Annotated in this window: 19 protein-coding genes; 9 read left to right on the forward strand and 10 right to left on the reverse strand. The window is 63.2% G+C overall.

Annotated elements, in window-relative coordinates; all coding sequences use genetic code 11:
* Positions 1–237: 237 nt before the first annotated feature.
* A complete protein-coding gene (locus RJT37_RS07670) occupies positions 238–990 on the forward strand; it encodes an RAD55 family ATPase (RefSeq protein WP_313689143.1) in 753 nt (250 codons plus the stop codon).
* Positions 991–1,146: 156 nt separating this feature from the next.
* Here the strand turns inward: RJT37_RS07670 and RJT37_RS07675 are convergent, their stop codons facing one another.
* From RJT37_RS07675 to RJT37_RS07695, 5 genes are all read right to left on the reverse strand, one after another.
* Positions 1,147–1,779: an archaellin/type IV pilin N-terminal domain-containing protein gene (locus RJT37_RS07675; RefSeq protein WP_313689145.1), complete on the reverse strand. Its 633-nt coding sequence runs from the start codon at positions 1,777–1,779 to the stop codon at positions 1,147–1,149.
* Between the two features lie 9 nt (positions 1,780–1,788).
* Positions 1,789–2,463, reverse strand: coding sequence for an archaellin/type IV pilin N-terminal domain-containing protein (locus RJT37_RS07680; RefSeq protein ID WP_313689146.1), 675 nt, complete (start codon positions 2,461–2,463; stop codon positions 1,789–1,791).
* 239 nt (positions 2,464–2,702) lie between these two features.
* A complete protein-coding gene (locus tag RJT37_RS07685) occupies positions 2,703–3,338 on the reverse strand; it encodes an archaellin/type IV pilin N-terminal domain-containing protein (protein WP_313689148.1) in 636 nt (211 codons plus the stop codon).
* A gap of 9 nt (positions 3,339–3,347) precedes the next feature.
* Positions 3,348–4,025, reverse strand: coding sequence for an archaellin/type IV pilin N-terminal domain-containing protein (locus RJT37_RS07690; RefSeq protein ID WP_313689149.1), 678 nt, complete (start codon positions 4,023–4,025; stop codon positions 3,348–3,350).
* Positions 4,026–4,459: 434 nt separating this feature from the next.
* Positions 4,460–4,798 carry an ArsR/SmtB family transcription factor gene (locus RJT37_RS07695; protein WP_313689151.1) on the reverse strand — a complete coding sequence of 113 codons (339 nt, stop codon included), beginning with the start codon at positions 4,796–4,798 and terminating at the stop codon, positions 4,460–4,462.
* Positions 4,799–4,976: 178 nt separating this feature from the next.
* Between RJT37_RS07695 and RJT37_RS07700 the strand changes: the two genes are divergently transcribed.
* The 8 genes from RJT37_RS07700 to RJT37_RS07735 all read left to right on the forward strand — a co-directional run bounded on the left by RJT37_RS07700 (position 4,977) and on the right by RJT37_RS07735 (position 11,718).
* The gene (locus tag RJT37_RS07700; protein WP_313689152.1) at positions 4,977–5,528 is read left to right on the forward strand and encodes a DUF7500 family protein; all 552 of its coding nucleotides are present in this window, start codon (positions 4,977–4,979) and stop codon (positions 5,526–5,528) included.
* Positions 5,529–5,607: 79 nt separating this feature from the next.
* Positions 5,608–5,976: a chemotaxis protein CheY gene (gene cheY, locus RJT37_RS07705; RefSeq protein WP_311171105.1), complete on the forward strand. Its 369-nt coding sequence runs from the start codon at positions 5,608–5,610 to the stop codon at positions 5,974–5,976.
* Complete coding sequence (locus tag RJT37_RS07710; protein ID WP_313689154.1) at positions 5,973–7,211, forward strand: chemotaxis protein CheC; 1,239 nt, start codon at positions 5,973–5,975, stop codon at positions 7,209–7,211. The genes cheY and RJT37_RS07710 overlap by 4 nt, the downstream gene beginning before the upstream one ends.
* 99 nt (positions 7,212–7,310) lie before the next feature.
* On the forward strand, positions 7,311–7,883 hold the full coding sequence (locus RJT37_RS07715) for a chemotaxis protein CheD (RefSeq protein ID WP_313689156.1): 573 nt from the start codon (positions 7,311–7,313) through the stop codon (positions 7,881–7,883).
* Positions 7,884–8,555: 672 nt separating this feature from the next.
* A complete protein-coding gene (locus RJT37_RS07720) occupies positions 8,556–9,098 on the forward strand; it encodes a FlaD/FlaE family flagellar protein (protein ID WP_390209022.1) in 543 nt (180 codons plus the stop codon).
* An 81-nt stretch (positions 9,099–9,179) separates the two neighbouring features.
* Complete coding sequence (locus RJT37_RS07725) at positions 9,180–10,274, forward strand: actin-like salactin (protein ID WP_313689158.1); 1,095 nt, start codon at positions 9,180–9,182, stop codon at positions 10,272–10,274.
* A 91-nt stretch (positions 10,275–10,365) separates the two neighbouring features.
* Positions 10,366–10,800 carry a universal stress protein gene (locus tag RJT37_RS07730; RefSeq protein WP_313689159.1) on the forward strand — a complete coding sequence of 145 codons (435 nt, stop codon included), beginning with the start codon at positions 10,366–10,368 and terminating at the stop codon, positions 10,798–10,800.
* Positions 10,801–10,914: 114 nt separating this feature from the next.
* Positions 10,915–11,718, forward strand: a complete 804-nt coding sequence (locus tag RJT37_RS07735; RefSeq protein ID WP_313689161.1) for an RIO1 family regulatory kinase/ATPase domain-containing protein — start codon at positions 10,915–10,917, stop codon at positions 11,716–11,718.
* Positions 11,719–12,005: 287 nt separating this feature from the next.
* Here RJT37_RS07735 and RJT37_RS07740 read toward each other — a convergent pair whose 3' ends face one another.
* The 5 genes from RJT37_RS07740 to RJT37_RS07760 form a co-directional block, all read right to left on the reverse strand.
* Entirely contained in the window at positions 12,006–12,437 is a 432-nt protein-coding gene (locus RJT37_RS07740; protein ID WP_313689163.1) for an SRPBCC family protein, read from the reverse strand.
* A gap of 72 nt (positions 12,438–12,509) precedes the next feature.
* Entirely contained in the window at positions 12,510–12,734 is a 225-nt protein-coding gene (locus RJT37_RS07745) for a DUF7123 family protein (protein WP_311171098.1), read from the reverse strand.
* Positions 12,735–12,781: 47 nt separating this feature from the next.
* Positions 12,782–12,973 carry a DUF7525 family protein gene (locus RJT37_RS07750; protein ID WP_313689166.1) on the reverse strand — a complete coding sequence of 64 codons (192 nt, stop codon included), beginning with the start codon at positions 12,971–12,973 and terminating at the stop codon, positions 12,782–12,784.
* 82 nt (positions 12,974–13,055) lie between these two features.
* Positions 13,056–14,087, reverse strand: coding sequence for a PhoU domain-containing protein (locus RJT37_RS07755; RefSeq protein WP_311171096.1), 1,032 nt, complete (start codon positions 14,085–14,087; stop codon positions 13,056–13,058).
* Between the two features lie 179 nt (positions 14,088–14,266).
* The gene (locus RJT37_RS07760; RefSeq protein ID WP_313689168.1) at positions 14,267–15,340 is read right to left on the reverse strand and encodes an ATP-NAD kinase family protein; all 1,074 of its coding nucleotides are present in this window, start codon (positions 15,338–15,340) and stop codon (positions 14,267–14,269) included.
* Between the last annotated feature and the right edge of the window lie 39 nt (positions 15,341–15,379).

Here is a 15,379-nt window from a genome sequence, read left to right on the forward strand (position 1 = left end):
TCTCATTACCAGAATCGTACCGTTATCGGTACAAGAAGTTTCCCTCCAAATTATCGATCGTGATACCGGAAAACCCCACTACTGAGTCGAGTTGATCCGGGATACGAATACGTTGTGGCCGAGTTGCCCGGATCCGGCCGTTTCGTCGATCGTGCCGCTGTCCCGGTGACTGAGCCGAAGAATTATCCCACTGCGGGACGGACCTCGCATCCGAAACCCACGGAAGTGTCCTCATATATGCCAGAATTCGTCAAAACAGGTATCGACGGCCTCGATTCCATCCTCAACGGCGGTATCGTCGAGAACGCCGCGGTACTCGTCAGTGGCAACCCCGGCACCGGCAAGAGCATCTTCGGCCTCCAGTTTCTCCACAACGGCGTCGATATGTACGACGAAGGGGGAATCTATCTCACCTTCGAGGAGACCGCAGACGACATCAGCGAGGCTGCGGCCTCGATCGGCTTCGATCGCTGGGACGAGTTCGTCGAGTCCGGCCGGATCAAAGTCTACGACAAGCGGACGCTGCTCCGCAGCGGCGACTTCTCCTCGACACTCGATACGATCCTCGAAGACCTCCAGGACACCCAGTACGACCGGCTCGTCCTCGACTCGCTGACGATGTTTCAGCTCTTTTTCGACGACGAGAAGGAACAACGCCAGTATCTTCTGAAGTTCATCGACATCCTGAAAGACAGCGGTCTCACGTCGATCCTGACGATGGAGCAGTCGGCGATGTTCCCCGATACCGAGATCGGCCTGGAGAACTTCCTGACCGACGGCAACATCTACCTTGTTCAGTCACCCGCCGGGTCGACGTCGAACCGGTACATCTGGGTCGCGAAGATGCGCAAGCAGCCGATCAAGAACTCGATGTTCCCCATAGAGATAGATCACGGTGGGATCAAAGTCTACGAGCAGGCCGCGGGCTTCTCGATGATGGGCGATTCGGCGCCGATGTTCGGCGAGGAAGACGGCGGCGGGTTGGAGTAGGTCGTCGGTACTGACGCTGGATTCGATCCGAATCCATAGTCTCGTTCTTCTTGTTCTGATAGTGACTCTATGACTGTTTGGGGCCAGCGCTGTCGCTATGCAGTAGCGGCCAGAAAATAAAAATTGATCCGCAGTTCGAGGGATGCCGACCGGTGGTTAGAGCTTGACGGGTTCGCCAGCTTCCTGGCCGGCGAGTTGCTGGGGCATCGTAAGGATGACCTGCGTGGTCCCGCCGCTCTGGCTGGTGATATCGAGTTGGACGCGATCGCCCGTGCTGAGTCCGTTAGCATCGCTCTCGATGGCGGAGGCGTTGATGGTCACCTCGTAGCGGTCGGCACCGCTGTTGAGGACGCCGAAGGAGTCGTCCTCGTCCGTGCCTTCGACCGCGGTGAGGTTGAATTTCGTCGCGTTACCCGCCGGGTAGGTCAAACTGCTGGAGCTGTTGGTGAGCGTGGTGACCTCGTCGCTGCTGAGGTATTTGATGGAGGTACTGTCCATATCGACGGCGCTGGAACCGGCGGCGAGCCGGACGGTCAGCGTGATGTTCGCGATCTTGTCGTTGTTGCCGACGGTGCCGTGCTGGTTGACGACTTCGACGCGGTTGGTGACCTTGTCGACGCTCTCCTGACCGGCGTCTTCTGCCGTGGCCTGCAGGAAGCCGGCGGTGTTCACCAAGACACCGGCGGCGATAGCGGCGACAAGGACCATCGCGATGAACACGATGAGCGTCCCGATCCCGACCTGCCCGCGGTCGTCGTCCGAATCGTTATGGTTGAGTAGTTGCTTCATCGTTCTATTTTAGAGTGGAACCGGGTCGTTGTCCTCCTGCCCGGCGAGTTGCTGAGGCATCGTCAGGATGATCTGGGAGGAACCGCCGGAGCGGCTGGTAATCTCCAGTTCGACGGTATCACCCGTTCCGAGGCCCTGATCGTTCTCCTCGACGACGGAGGCGTTGATGACGATCTCGAAGCGGTCTGACTGTCCGTTCAGAACCGGGAAGGACTCATCGTCGGAGTCATCGAGCGCGTAGGCCGTGTACTCCGTCGAGTTGAGACCCTCTCCGTTCCCGTTTTGATCGTACTTGTGGACTGGACCGAGCGTCTCTCCATCGGAGGTGTTATCCTTGAAGACGAGATTTTCGGCAGTAGTTTCGCTGACATAGTTGATGGTGGTATCTTCGAGTGAGACACTGCCGGATCCCGCCGCAAGTCGAACGGTAAGGTTGAGGCTGTCGACGCCTTTCTCGCTGGTGAAGTTGTTGACGACGCCGTGTTGGCTGACGACGTCGAGTCTGTTCGTCACCTTGTCGACACTTTCCTGACCAGCGTCTTCGGCAGTCGCTTGCAGGAAGCCGGCGGTGTTGACGAGGACACCGGCGGCAATAGCGGCGACAAGGACCATCGCGATGAACACGATGAGCGTCCCAATGCCGACCTGCCCACGGTCGGCGTCCGAATCGTTGTCTTCGAACATATGTTGTCTCCAGTCTGGCCCCGCCCCGCGTGACGGTCGGCCGTCAGTTCGGACAAATAACGTCCCAAATATAATCCTACGGCACCAAATATCAAGAATGATTCTCAGATACATCGAGACGTAAAGTGGTAACGGCAGGAGATTCAGATTATGATACTGAAATCAGACAGTGCTGCCGCTCTTCGATGTTGTCCAATAAGTGAAAATGAGCTGCGATTGGCTAAAGCGCCGACCGGAGGTTAGAGTTTGACGGGTTCGCCCGCCTCCTGTCCGGCGAGCTGCTGCGGCATCGTGAGGATGACTTGGGTGGTCCCGCCACTCTGGCTGGTGATGTCGAGTTGGACCCGATCACCCGTACTCAGCCCGTTGGCATCGCTCTCGATGGCGGAGGCGTTGATCGTCACCTCGTAGCGGTCGGCACCGCTGTTGAGCACGCCGAAGGAATCGTCCTCGTCGGTTCCTTCGACCGCCGTGAGGTTGAAGGTCGTCGCATTACCCGCCGGGTAATCGTTACTGTTGGAGCTGTTGGTGAGGGTGGTAACCTCGTCGCTGCTGAGGTATTTGATGGAGGTGCTGTCCATATCGACGGCGCTGGAGCCGGCGGCGAGCCGGACCGTCAGCGTGATGTTCGCGATCTTGTCGTTACTGCCGACGGTGCCGTGCTGGTTGACGACTTCGACGCGGTTGGTGACCTTGTCGACGCTCTCCTGGCCGGCGTCTTCGGCGGTGGCCTGCAGGAAGCCGGCGGTGTTAACGAGGACACCGGCTGCGATAGCGGCGACGAGGACCATCGCGATGAACACGATGAGCGTCCCGATCCCGACCTGACCGCGGTCGTCGTCCGAATCGTGGTCGTGGGTGAATAGTTGCTTCATTGTTCTATATTAGAGTGGAACCGGATCGTTGTCGTCCTGCCCGGCGAGTTGCTGAGGCATCGTCAGGATGATCTGGGAGGAGCCGCCCGAGCGGCTGGTGATCTCCAGTTCCACGGAGTCTCCCGTTCCGAGGCCCTCGCCGTTATTCTCGACGACGGAGGCGTTGATGACGATCTCGAACCGGTCTGCCTGTTCGTTCAGGACCGGGTGCGAGGTATCGTCGTCTTCGAGCGCGTAGGCCGTGTACTCCGTCGAGTTCAGACCTTTCTCATCTCCGGACGCGTTGTATCTGTGAACAGGGCCGAGGTTCGTCCCGGCGTCGTCCGTTGTCGTGTCCTTGAAGACGAGGTTTTCAGCGGTGGTGTCGCTGACGTAGTTGATGGTGGTGTCTTCAAGCGAGACACTGCCTGATCCCGCTGCAAGCCGGACGGTAAGGTTGAGGCTGTCGACAGCCTTTCCGTTACTGGTGTTGTTGACGACGCCGTGTTGGCTGACGACGTCGAGTCTGTTCGTGACCTTGTCGACGCTCTCCTGGCCGGCGTCTTCTGCCGTGGCCTGTAGGAAGCCGGCGGTGTTGACTAAGACACCGGCGGCGATAGCGGCGACAAGGACCATCGCGATGAACACGATGAGCGTGCCGATGCCGACCTGCCCACGGTCGGCGTCCGAGTCGTTGTCTTCGAACATATATGTTGTCTCCAGTCTGGCCCCGCCCCGTATGACGGTCGGCCGTCAGTTCGGATAAATGACCTCCTAAATAAAACGCTACGGGCTCAAATATCTGTTGTGATAATGGCGCATTTTGGGAGTAGAGGCGCTCTGGCGACAAGATAGCGACGTAACATCACCTTTCCCTTCGTTTGTCGACTGGAGACACTGACTCGAACCAGCGACTGTCACTGTCTCCGAAAACTAGTTGAATTCCGACAGAATTCGCGGTCGGAGTGAGCTGATGGCACATCGACCAGCAGCGGGAGCCCCTTTCGCCTGTCCGCTTCCGACGGATGACAGGCTCTCTCCGGATTGACTATCTCTCACCGGCTCTCGGGATCGTGACTCTGGACTATCCGACCAGCCGGTCCTTCGACGCGGCGGCCACCTAGCCAGCGCTTACCCGATCCCTAATCCTGAGAGATCCGTCGCCAGACGTCGTCGAGTTTGTTTTTTACCTCAGGACGTTCCTCTACCTTGATGTTGAGATCGTTGCCCTCGAAACTGATGACGACCTCGTCGATATCCCGGCGGTAGACGTTCGTCCGGCGGTGCTCATCCGAGAGGACGCGGTCGTGTAGTTCGAGCAGTCCGGCTCCGGTGAGTTCTTCGATACGGCGGTAACAGGTCGCGATCGGAATGTCGAGCATCTCGCTGAACTCCTGGGCCGAGTGAGGCTCCTCGGCGGCGCGGAGGATGTCGGGGTTGTATTCGTTCCCGAGAGCTGAGAGCGTCCTGTCAGACTCCATAGACGGCTACCCCTTCTAACCGGACTCACCTGAATGTGACGGTCGATCGAGGTCGGCTATCGATCGTGAAAACGCGAGCCAGGTCGGTCGAAACTGCGGGGCTGCGCCGGTTCGGCGGTGGACCCCGGCTACCTAGCCCTGCGATGGGCTTATTATCGCTCCGGCGGCACCACGAAGTATGGCCCCGGCGGACCCTCCCGAAGACACTCCGCGATCCGCACGTGGCGAGGAGGGTGTCATCAGGCCCGAAGAGCTCGATTATACGGCCTCCGAACGGGTCGCAGAACTCGACGAGGGGCGGTACGTCGTCGCGACCGACGAGGAGGATTCGCCATCCGTCGACCGCGACGGGGACGTCGAGGAAGACGACGAGCGGGGGCAGCTGGCCAGACAGCAGATGGCGCGATACGTCTCTGAACGGGGGGCAGACTACGGGGTTGCCCTCACAGCGGCATTCGATGGGGACGTCGCACAGCACGAACACTTCTCCGACGACGTGGCGACTGCCTTCGGGGAGTTTGCATCCTGGTACGTCTCACAGATCGACACCGAGACGTCTCCGGCGGAAGCGCTCGGGATCCTCCTCTTGGCCTCGGAGACGTCAGTCTCCTATCCGGCCAAAGCGCTCGCCCCGATCCTCCGCGAGCACGACCTCGACCTCGACGACTCGATCGGAGAACTCGTCGAAGCGATCGCCGACGAGGGACTCCGGATTCCCGAGGAGGAGTAGGGGTCGGGCCGCGACCGGCTCGTATCAGCCGTGATAATGGGGGCGATGCGTTTATACAGCGTTTGCCGGAAGTGAGAATATGGCAACGACGGTACTGGTCGTCGACGACTCGGCGTTTATGCGGAACCTCCTGAAGCAGTTGCTCGAGGACGAACACGAGGTCGTCGGGGAGGCCGAAAACGGCGTCGAGGCGGTTGAGATGTACGACGAACTCGATCCGGACGTCGTGACGATGGACGTCGTGATGCCCATCCGAGATGGGATCGAAGCGACAGAGGAGATCAAATCGACAGATCCCAACTCGTCGGTGATTATGTGCACGTCAGTCGGCCAGGAAGAGAAGATGCGGGAGGCAGTCAAAGCCGGCGCGGATGGTTACATCACGAAACCGTTCCAGAAACCGAACGTGCTCGAGGCCATCGACGACGTGGTGAGCGTCGAAGCATGAATCTCGACGTCCAGTCGCTCCGGACGTTCAGCCGGCTTGCGCGCTCCGGAGCCGAACAAGCGGCGGGATCGCTGGCGACGATGACCGGCTTCGACGCCCACGTCGCGGTCACGAAAGTCGAGATGGCGACGCGGTCGGACGTCGAACGGGAGTTCCGCGAGCGCGATCTGGTCACCGTCCACGTCGATTTCTCGGGGGCGATCGACGGTCGAACCGTCCTCGCGTTCGACCGCGAGCGTGCCGCGTCACTCGTCGATGCGCTGGTACCCGACGAATCGGCCGACCCGGGCAGCGACCTCGCGACGAGCGGGCTGAAAGAATTGGGGAACATTATGCTCGGCGGGTTCATCGACGGCTGGGCCGACTTCCTCGGGGAGGGCATCGAGTTCACGACGCCGACGTACGTCGAACTGGATGCCGGCCGCTCGCTGGAGGACGTCACGACTGACTCGGAGTTCGCAAACGGGGAGTTCGGCGCCGACATCGACGCGGGGGCGGAGTTCGGTTCCGGCCTCGATACCGAGCACGTGCTGGCGTTCCGGAACCACCTGGAGACGCCCGACGAGGAGGCGGGTTTCTACATCTATATGCTCCCGACGACCGATTCGGTCGGAACGATCGTCGACGCGGCCGGCGACGGCGAGGAGACGATCCCCGTCGAGAGTTTCACCTCCTTCTCGCAGATGATCACGGAGGGTGCGGGACAGGCCTCTGAGGATCTGACGGCGATGACCGGCATCGACACCACCGTCGACGTGAGTCGGCTGAGCTTCGTCCCCGTCGAGGGAGTCCCGATGGAGTTGACTGACGACGCCCGGCGTGGGGTGGTTCTCGAGTTCACCGGCACGCCCTCGGGGTACATCGCGATCCTCTTCGATCACGAGTCGGCCGAGAGCGTCGCCGACGCGCTGATGCCGGGGATGGACGCCGATCCGGAGATGCAGAAGAGCGCGATCCAGGAGATCGGCAACATCGTCACCTCGGGCTTCCTCGACGGGTGGGCCGATTCCCTGGGGACGACGATCGACATCTCGCCGCCCCGGTACGTCGACGACATCGCCTCAGCGATCGTCGATCCGCTGGTGGCGGAACTGGCGCGGACGCAGGATTACGCGTTTCTCATCGACTCGGCCATCGTCACTCCCGACGGGGCGATCACCTGCGACATCTACGCGCTACCGGACGAGCAGGAACTGCGGACGGCTTTCGATCAACTCACGCCGGGGCCGAACTGATTACAGCGGAGATGAAAGGGTGATCGGTCAAGACGGAACGGCGGTCGACGTCGACCCACTGGGGGAGAGCTACCGTTCGATTCGCCACGGACCCAACGAATGAAAGTATACACGAGCGATCGATCGCGTCCCGAACGAGTCAAGGTCGGCGTCGCCGAGTACGCCGTCGCCGAGTCGGAGGCATCTCTCGTCACCAGCGGGCTCGGCTCCTGCGTCGGCATCGCGATCATCGATCCGGACGCCGGCGTCGCCGGGCTCGCACACGCAATGTTGCCGAAAGCCGAAGCAAACGGCGGTGCTGCCCCGAGTACTGCGAGCGGGACGGATCCAGAGACCGGCACCGAGGGCCACGCGGACGGCGGCCGTCCGGACGAGGCGAAGTACGTCGACACCGCGGTTCCGGGGCTGCTCCGATCGATGGCTGCCTCGGGGGCGGACCGCTCGAATCTCGAAGCGCGAATCGCGGGCGGGAGCGCGATGTTCGAGTTCGGCGCCGATGGCGATGGGGTCGGCGAGCGGAACGTCGCCGCTGCGGAGGAAGTTCTCGCAGCACACGATATCCCGATCGTCGGGCGCGACGTCGGCGGCGATTACGGCCGGTCGCTGGAATTCGACGTCGCCAGCGGCGAGCTCTCCGTCAGGCGGGCGCACGGGGAGACGCAGGTTCTCTGATCTCTCCGCCAGGAGTTCCGACTTCTGCGGGTCCGACTTCTCCGTGTCCGGCTCCTGCGGGGACTATCCCGATACCCACTCGGCTCGATCTTCCCCCGACGCACGAGTGGATTATCCGAACTGATAATTTTGGGGGGACGTTTATGAATCCAGTCACGAATGATCGAGACACTACGGTAGCGGCGACGATCGCCGTATCACGAGAGAGTGTCTATGACCATCGATCCCGACGACTACGACCTCCGAGAACTCAGACGTATCGCGGACGAACGACGGGGGGCGGGGCGCTCAGCGGACGAGGGTGACCGCCGACGCAGCGATGACGATCGCCGACGCGCCGAGGACGACCGCGCCGAGGAGGGCGGCCGGCGGTCGACACGAGGCGGCGGCGAGCACCGCCGGAGCCGCGCCGACCGACGACGGGGCGGCGACCGCGACGACGACCGACAGCGGCGGGAGGGGCGTCGGAGCGGCCGTTCCAAGAGCGGACGAGGCCGATCCCGCGCGGAGGACCGTCGCCGCAACGGCCGTGGCGACGATGACGGCCGGTCCACCGACCGACGGGGCGAGGACGACGGGGCCACGATCCGTCCTCGGAACGACGTCAGCCGTCCTCGACACGGCGAATCGGACCACGCGGAGGGGCACGACGAGGTCCGCCGCGCCGATCGGATCGCGCGCGACCTCGGATTCGGCGGCGAGGATCGTGACCGCAGAGAAACGGAGTCTCGCCACTCCGATCGGCGGACCGGGGGGAGGCGGCGCCACGACGAGGCCGGCCGCGGGAGAGCAGTTCGCGACCGCACCGACGACGTTGGCAGATTCCAGTTCGACACGGAAGTTCGCGAGCGGCCCCGGGGGCGGGCGGGCGAGGCCCTCCGGCAGAACCAACTCGAACAGCTACTCGTCCACGAGACCGCCGCCGCCGGTGAGGGCCTCTCGAAGCCGTATCTCACGTCGCTCCCCGACGAGTACGCCGCCGAACGAACCGTCTTCGACTGGCTGGAGTTCCTCGTCCTCAAGGGTGGATTCAAGCGAACGATGGACGCGCTCCGGTATTACCACACTGTCGACTGGCTGACCGAGGACGTCGAGGCCGAACTCCAGGATTATCTCGTCGGCTTCTCAGGGGAGGTATCGAACACCGCCGAGTTCGACGTCGACGACCACCACCTGAGTCTGGTGTACATCGCGCGGCTGTCGTCGATGGAATAACGCCGGGGCGATACGTCCGCCGCGTTTCGATTCACCCGACACACCAACAGGGCTTTTTATCCCTTCTGTCTATTCTGCCGTATGACAGACGACCCGGATGAATCCGCCGCCACGGATACTGACGACACAGCGACAGACGAGAACGAAGCCGAGGAGTCGGCGGGACCGACGCCAGTGGGTGTCAAACTTGGAAGTACTCGAACTGTCCTCCAGTACGTTCGGGGCGGCGAGGTCGAGACCGTCCGGACGCTCACGTGTCTCGCGACCTACGAGGACCCCCTGACGGGCGACGAGCAGGTCCTGTTCGGTGAACAGGCCGCCCAGGAGTATCCGGACACGGTGAAGTATATGCTCCGGTCGGGGCTCCCCCAGGACGACGAGAGCGCCGACCTCGCCGCGAAGTTTTTCGAGGAGGTAGTTTCCGCGGAAGGACTGGACGAAGACAGCGCGGTCGTCTACGCGATTCCGACGATCGACAACGAGCCGGGACTTCGGAACCTCAACCGTGTGATCGAACAGAGTTCCGTCGGCGACGCCCTGGTACGGAGCTTTCCGGAGTCGCTCTGTGGATCGATTCCGGCCTTAGGCGACGACCTCGAGGCGATCGACGAGGTGTTCGCGGCGGTCAATATGGGGTCGACGAACCTGGAGGCTTCCGCCTATCGACACGGCGAACAGCTCTCACCGTTCGTCTCGGGAGCGGTCACCGGCAACGAGGTGGACCGCAAGATCGCAAACGCCGTCGAGGAGGAGACGCAGGGCCGCGTCAACATCGATCTGACGACCGCCCGGGAGTACAAAGAGACGCACGCCGACTTCGACGCCTTCGAGCCGTTCACGGACGTCATCCAGCAGCCCGGCGGCGGCGCCCACGAGTTCACGATCGAGCGGTCGGTGATGGAGCCGCTCGACGACTACGTCGACGACGCGGTCGACGAGGTCGCCAACAACTTCCTCTCACAGTTGGCGAACGACCACATGAAACCTTACCAGCTCGCGCTCTCGAAGCCGATAGTTCTCACCGGCGGGATGGCCTGTATTCCGGGCATCGTCGACGTCTTCGAGGAACGGCTCTCGATGGAACTCGATCGCGAGGTCACCTGTATCGCCGCGGATCGGCCGGATCTCGCTCCTGCCGAGGGAGCCCGCCGGATCGCCGAACGGCTGATCGAGTGAGCGCGTCGACAGCGGAGCCCGCGTCGCGGTGGAACGGCCGCGCCCGCGGAATATCCCAAACGACTAATCAGGGGTCGGCGTACCTTCGTGTATGTACGATCGGATTCTCGTTCCGACGGACGGCAGCGAATGTGCGGATCGGGCCGTCGAGCACGCGATCGATCTTGCGGCACAGTACGACGCCGAACTGCGCGTCCTCTCGGTGATCGACGCAAGGGACGTCGGTCACAGCGCGCCCGCGATCAGCGTCGATCAGGTCGAAGCCACGCTCCGGGAGCGGGCGGAGTCCGTCGTCGAGGCCGTCGCCGATCGCGCCGCGGAGGCGGGCGTCGACGTCGAAACGGCCGTCGAACCCGGAATCCCGGACGACGTCATTACTGAATACGCCGGCGAGGAGGACTGCGATCTCGTCGTGATGGGGACCCACGGCCGGACCGGTCTGGAACGGTACCTCCTCGGAAGCGTGACCGAGCGCACCGTTCGGCGGTCGCCGGTGCCTGTGCTGACGGTTCGGGACACCGAGTAAGCGCGGCATAGCGGTGTCGGTGGATACCCTCTGCGTCCACTGGTCGGATGCTGAGTGTTCACCGCAGTGGACAGTGGCCGATAGTATATACGCCCGCAGACCGTTCTCGCGGATATGGCACTGCGTCGGCTTCTCCGGGGACGCGTCGAGTGGTCCCGACTGGAGGCTGTCGCACGCGAAATCCGCGACCGCTACGACCGCGAGGAGGTCTCCGTTCGGTTTCTGGAGGCCGACAACTGGCTGTCGACCCCGATGGTCGTCGACGAGCGCTGGTTCGTGAAGGTGATCTCGCGACAGAACTCGATCGTCCACGCGCTCTTCACTACCGGCCGCAATCTGGGCGCCTTTTCGACGGGAACCGAGGGTTTTTTCGAGCACTTTTCGACGCCCGCGGAGATGGCCGAACACGAACTCGAAGCGACACAGCGGATGCGTGAGATCGGCCTCAACGCGCCGGAACCGATCGAGGCGTTCGAGGTCGACGGCCTCGGAGTTCTGGTCCTCGAATACCTCCCGGAGTTCCGGACGCTCGACGAACTCGACGAGGCAGCCGAGGCCGACCTCGCGCCCGCACTCTTTGTGTCGTTGCGGACGATGCACGAACACGAGTTGCTCCACGGCGACCTTCGGGCGGAGAACGTGCTGATCCTCGATGGGGAGATCTATTTCATCGACGCGACCAACGTCCGAGACACGGGCGCCGAGGACGCAAAGTCCTACGACGTCGCCTGTGCGCTCGGGGCACTCGAACCGCTGATCGGGGCCGATCGGACGGCTGACGCCGCTCTGACCGTGTTCTCGGCGGAAGAACTGCTCGCGGCGGCCCGCTTTCTGGACTTCGTCAACATCCGGCCCGACCACGACTTCGACGCCGCGAAACTGCAAGGCGAGATCGAAAAGCGGGCCTCGTCGCCGTAGGCGGGACTACGGGCGGCGATTCGAGGAAACCCGGACGGCGATAGCCGGCGGCACGAGCGACAGTGGATGCGAAAGGAGCGAAGGTGGGAGCGGACGGCCTCCGGCGGGAGAGAGGCCGGACGCCGAGAGGCGTGGTATCCGCAGCGGACCCCGAACACTGCGGCGGCGTGTGGCGGATTAGTGCCGACTTCGACGAGAAAAGCGTCGTCCGTCGGCAGTAGCCGGTAGCGACCCGAGACGAATAAACCCACCGGCACGCGACCGGGCCGGCCTGGGTCTTCGGCAGACTACGTGCCCGATTCGACCGACCGTCTGAGCGCGCGTTCCAGATTCTCGAGCTCCCCGTCGAGGTTGCGCTCGAAGAACCGTTCGACTCCCGGGACCCGTCCGTCGACGACGAACTCGTTGATGAGGCGGGTTCCCGTCTCCGTCTCCTCGACCGTGTGCTCGCCGGTGACCTGAAAAACCGAGGACCGACCCAGGAACTTGACGTAATCCGGCGGTTCCCGCGCGATGTCTTCGGTTTCGACGCGCGCGGTCGATTTGACGAACGGGATCGGCAGGCGGACGTGCCAGGTCGCCGCCCCCGTCGCCTCGTCGACCTCGTAGCTGTCGACGACGCTTATCGCGTCCGCGCGTTCGGATGGATCGGCAATGAAGTCCCAGACTTTCTCGGGCGGGGCGTCGAATTCGAAGACCCGCCGGACGCGTATCGTCATATCTCCCCGTTCGGATGCGAGATAAAAAAGCTCCCCAATCGTGCCGATGTGCCGAGTCCCCGCTGTCGTCGATCAGCTACGAGTGACGCGCCAGGTCGTCGACCGCGCGCGCCCCCACTTTTCGATCTCGACGTCCTCCGATTTCTCTGCGAGGCGGGGCAGACGGGATCCCACCTGCTTCGCGGAGAGGCCGATCGCGTCGGCGATGTTCTTCGCCCGGAAGTACCGCTCTCCGGCGGCGACACTCTCCCGGAGGTACGAGACGATCCGTTTTTCCTCCTCGGTGAAATCACTCATTTTACGAACGGTACGGGCGGTTCGGCCTTAAGCTTCTCGTCCGATGTTCACTCGAAAAGGTGAGTCGCCGATACGGCCAGCGAGCCGGCGATGATGGCGATGGCGAAGCCGACCGCCGCGATCAGCTGATCGCCGCTCAACCCCGCGGCGAACATCCCGCCGACACCCAGGAGCGCGACAAGCGCAAAGAGGATAGTCAGGCCGATTCCCTTGTCCGACGAGGCAGATGCAGTCTCCATACTCGGATCTCGCCTGTGCTCGACTTAGTTCATACGAATATGCTCGGCTGTCCGCGGCGACGCCGACGACGCATCCGGTCGCTCACCCGATCGTGACGTGATCGGACTCCTCGTTCAGTGCCAGGTTAGCCGCGATTTCGGCGTTCCGCATCGCGTACTGTGCGGTCTGCTGCAGGCTGACGAGCACTTCCCGGACCTGGAGTAGTTCCTCGTTGCCCATCTCCGGGAGGTCGCTCAGGATCTCCTGTTCGCGGTCGCGGAGTTGGCGGAACAGCGTGCGGCACTCGACGGTCTTGTCGTAGTCGCGTTCGACGACTGACTGGACCGCAGTCTTGGTCAGTTCGTCGACTTGATCGGTGAACTCGCGGATCCGTCGCATCGTCGCGCTGTCGACGTCGAGGGTGTGCCCGTCGGCGTCCATCGCGATGTTGGCGATGTCCTCGGCGTTGTCCGCGGTCAACTCCAGGTTCTTCGCGACAGAGCGATAGCCGATGAGCGGGAATCCCTCCTCCAGACCGACGGCACGGGCGAGATTGGGGTTCTGGTAGGCGGTGAAGATCAGCCGGAGGAGGAGCACGAAGATCTTGTTCGCCTGTCGCTCACGGTTCAGCGCGCGCTGTGCGAGATCAGTGTTGCCGTGGGCGAGCGCCTTGATCGCTTCCCCGCGCATCGTACTCCCGGTGTTTTCGAGGCGTTCGAGGAGGTTGTCCAGCGTGAAGTCCTCGGGGTCGACCGAACACCGGATGGCGATCCGCTCGGGCGTCTCCTCGATCACGCCGAGTCCCATCAGTTGCGTCTCGGCCTTGTAGACCGCGTTGATGTGATCGGAGTCGAGCGCGCCGTCGCTCTTCTCGATGTGGATCACCCGGCGGCCGAGCACGTACTGGGCGACGATTGCCCGTTCCAACGAGTCCGCGTTGAGGTTGTCCGCGCGGATCGTCGCCGAGGAATCCTCCTGGCTCGCAGACTCCGGCAGCACCGTTAGCGTTCCCTTGCCACCCATCCGAAGCGACACCTCGTCTCCCTTGTTGACGTTGTGCTCCGATGCCCATTCGGCGGGGAGCGTCATCGCCAGCGTCGAGGGACCGAGTCGCTGTACCTTACGAGTCTCCATATCACACCCCTGGATTGGCGTGACCTTAATCTTCACTATACATACCTTATATGTGTTATTACGGTTTGGAGATCCTCTTGTCTCCCGGGCAGCGACGGACTCCGGTCACAGCGGACTGGTGGGCGCCCAGCAGAAGAGAGAGAGGGTGGCGATCGGACGCTATCGCAGTGTGTCGGGGCTCACACGATCCGCATCATCCGCCGCTCGACGCGGCCGATCCGGACCTTCGTCCACCCGCGGAGGTCCTCGTCGAGGTCGGGGTCGTCGGTGTCGACGCGGAGTTCGCCGATCGTGTCGAGTTTCGCCCGCGAGGCGACGATCTCGACGTCGCACTGCCGGATCACTGCGGGCGATAACTGGGGGTTCCCGCGGCCGAAGACGAACCCCTGGCCCCCGATCGGGGAGACGACGACCACGTTCTCGCCCTCGGTCCCGAGCGCATCGAGGAGTTCCGACTCGTTGGCGTCGCGGGCGATCACGTCGCCGTCGCGCCAGACGTCGACGCCGAGCGGCGACCCCTCGAACCCGAGTTCTTCCTTGATCGCGCCGACGGTGCTTCCAGGGCCGAGGAGGAACGTCTTGTCGCTGTCCCGGATGTCGTCTGCGACACCGGCGGCGAGCGCCTCGACGCTGCCACCCCCGAGCTGTTTCGAGGACTGCAGTTCCTCGGCGACGGGGACTTTCGCGACTGCCCGGAGTTCCGGGTTGACCTCGCCTTCCCGGTACTCGTCCTCGTCGATGTCCATCACTTCGCGGCGCTCGGTGCGCTCGAACGTCCGGAGGACGTGTGCGGCGTCCTCGGGCGAGACGGCAAACACAGACGAGTACACCTTCACGCCCGCGGGGACACCCAGGATCGGCGTGTCTGTGCCCTCGACTGTCTCTGCGACGTCCGCGGCGGTTCCGTCGCCGCCGACGAAGACGACGAGATCGACGTCGGCGTCGAGGAAGCGCTCGACCGCCCGGACAGTGTCCGCTGCGGTGGTCTCGTCGCCGTCGGGCGAGCCGAGCACCGCCGGCTCGAAACCGGCTGCCGTCGCCGCGTCCGCGCCCATCGCTCCGCCCCAGGTGAGCAACTCGATGCCGTTCTCGCCGTTCTGCTCGGCAAGCGCCTCCAACGCCCGTCGGGCGCGGTCCGGCGCACGCGGCTCTGCGCCGAGTTCGCGTGCCTCCTCGACTTTGTCATCGGTCCCTTTCAGGCCGACACGGCCGCCCATCCCCGCGATGGGGTTGACGACGAAGCCTACTCGCATACGCGAACCCAGCGGCGGTGTGAGGAAAAGCCCGCCGGT

This window comes from Halobellus marinus, assembly GCF_032113415.1.
Lineage (GTDB): Archaea > Halobacteriota > Halobacteria > Halobacteriales > Haloferacaceae > Haloquadratum > Haloquadratum marinus.

What these genes read in the sequence shown, in the direction of transcription:
- RJT37_RS07735 (WP_313689161.1), top strand. Translation starts at nt 10,915, where the DNA reads ATGGCACTGCGTCGGCTTCTCCGGGGACGCGTCGAGTGGTCCCGACTG.
- RJT37_RS07670 (WP_313689143.1), top strand. Translation starts at nt 238, where the DNA reads ATGCCAGAATTCGTCAAAACAGGTATCGACGGCCTCGATTCCATCCTC.
- RJT37_RS07690 (WP_313689149.1), bottom strand. Translation starts at nt 4,025, where the DNA reads ATGTTCGAAGACAACGACTCGGACGCCGACCGTGGGCAGGTCGGCATC.
- RJT37_RS07750 (WP_313689166.1), bottom strand. Translation starts at nt 12,973, where the DNA reads ATGGAGACTGCATCTGCCTCGTCGGACAAGGGAATCGGCCTGACTATC.
- RJT37_RS07680 (WP_313689146.1), bottom strand. Translation starts at nt 2,463, where the DNA reads ATGTTCGAAGACAACGATTCGGACGCCGACCGTGGGCAGGTCGGCATT.
- RJT37_RS07715 (WP_313689156.1), top strand. Translation starts at nt 7,311, where the DNA reads ATGAAAGTATACACGAGCGATCGATCGCGTCCCGAACGAGTCAAGGTC.
- RJT37_RS07675 (WP_313689145.1), bottom strand. Translation starts at nt 1,779, where the DNA reads ATGAAGCAACTACTCAACCATAACGATTCGGACGACGACCGCGGGCAG.
- RJT37_RS07695 (WP_313689151.1), bottom strand. Translation starts at nt 4,798, where the DNA reads ATGGAGTCTGACAGGACGCTCTCAGCTCTCGGGAACGAATACAACCCC.
- RJT37_RS07710 (WP_313689154.1), top strand. Translation starts at nt 5,973, where the DNA reads ATGAATCTCGACGTCCAGTCGCTCCGGACGTTCAGCCGGCTTGCGCGC.
- RJT37_RS07700 (WP_313689152.1), top strand. Translation starts at nt 4,977, where the DNA reads ATGGCCCCGGCGGACCCTCCCGAAGACACTCCGCGATCCGCACGTGGC.
- cheY (WP_311171105.1), top strand. Translation starts at nt 5,608, where the DNA reads ATGGCAACGACGGTACTGGTCGTCGACGACTCGGCGTTTATGCGGAAC.
- RJT37_RS07730 (WP_313689159.1), top strand. Translation starts at nt 10,366, where the DNA reads ATGTACGATCGGATTCTCGTTCCGACGGACGGCAGCGAATGTGCGGAT.
- RJT37_RS07740 (WP_313689163.1), bottom strand. Translation starts at nt 12,437, where the DNA reads ATGACGATACGCGTCCGGCGGGTCTTCGAATTCGACGCCCCGCCCGAG.
- RJT37_RS07760 (WP_313689168.1), bottom strand. Translation starts at nt 15,340, where the DNA reads ATGCGAGTAGGCTTCGTCGTCAACCCCATCGCGGGGATGGGCGGCCGT.
- RJT37_RS07755 (WP_311171096.1), bottom strand. Translation starts at nt 14,087, where the DNA reads ATGGAGACTCGTAAGGTACAGCGACTCGGTCCCTCGACGCTGGCGATG.
- RJT37_RS07745 (WP_311171098.1), bottom strand. Translation starts at nt 12,734, where the DNA reads ATGAGTGATTTCACCGAGGAGGAAAAACGGATCGTCTCGTACCTCCGG.
- RJT37_RS07725 (WP_313689158.1), top strand. Translation starts at nt 9,180, where the DNA reads ATGACAGACGACCCGGATGAATCCGCCGCCACGGATACTGACGACACA.
- RJT37_RS07685 (WP_313689148.1), bottom strand. Translation starts at nt 3,338, where the DNA reads ATGAAGCAACTATTCACCCACGACCACGATTCGGACGACGACCGCGGT.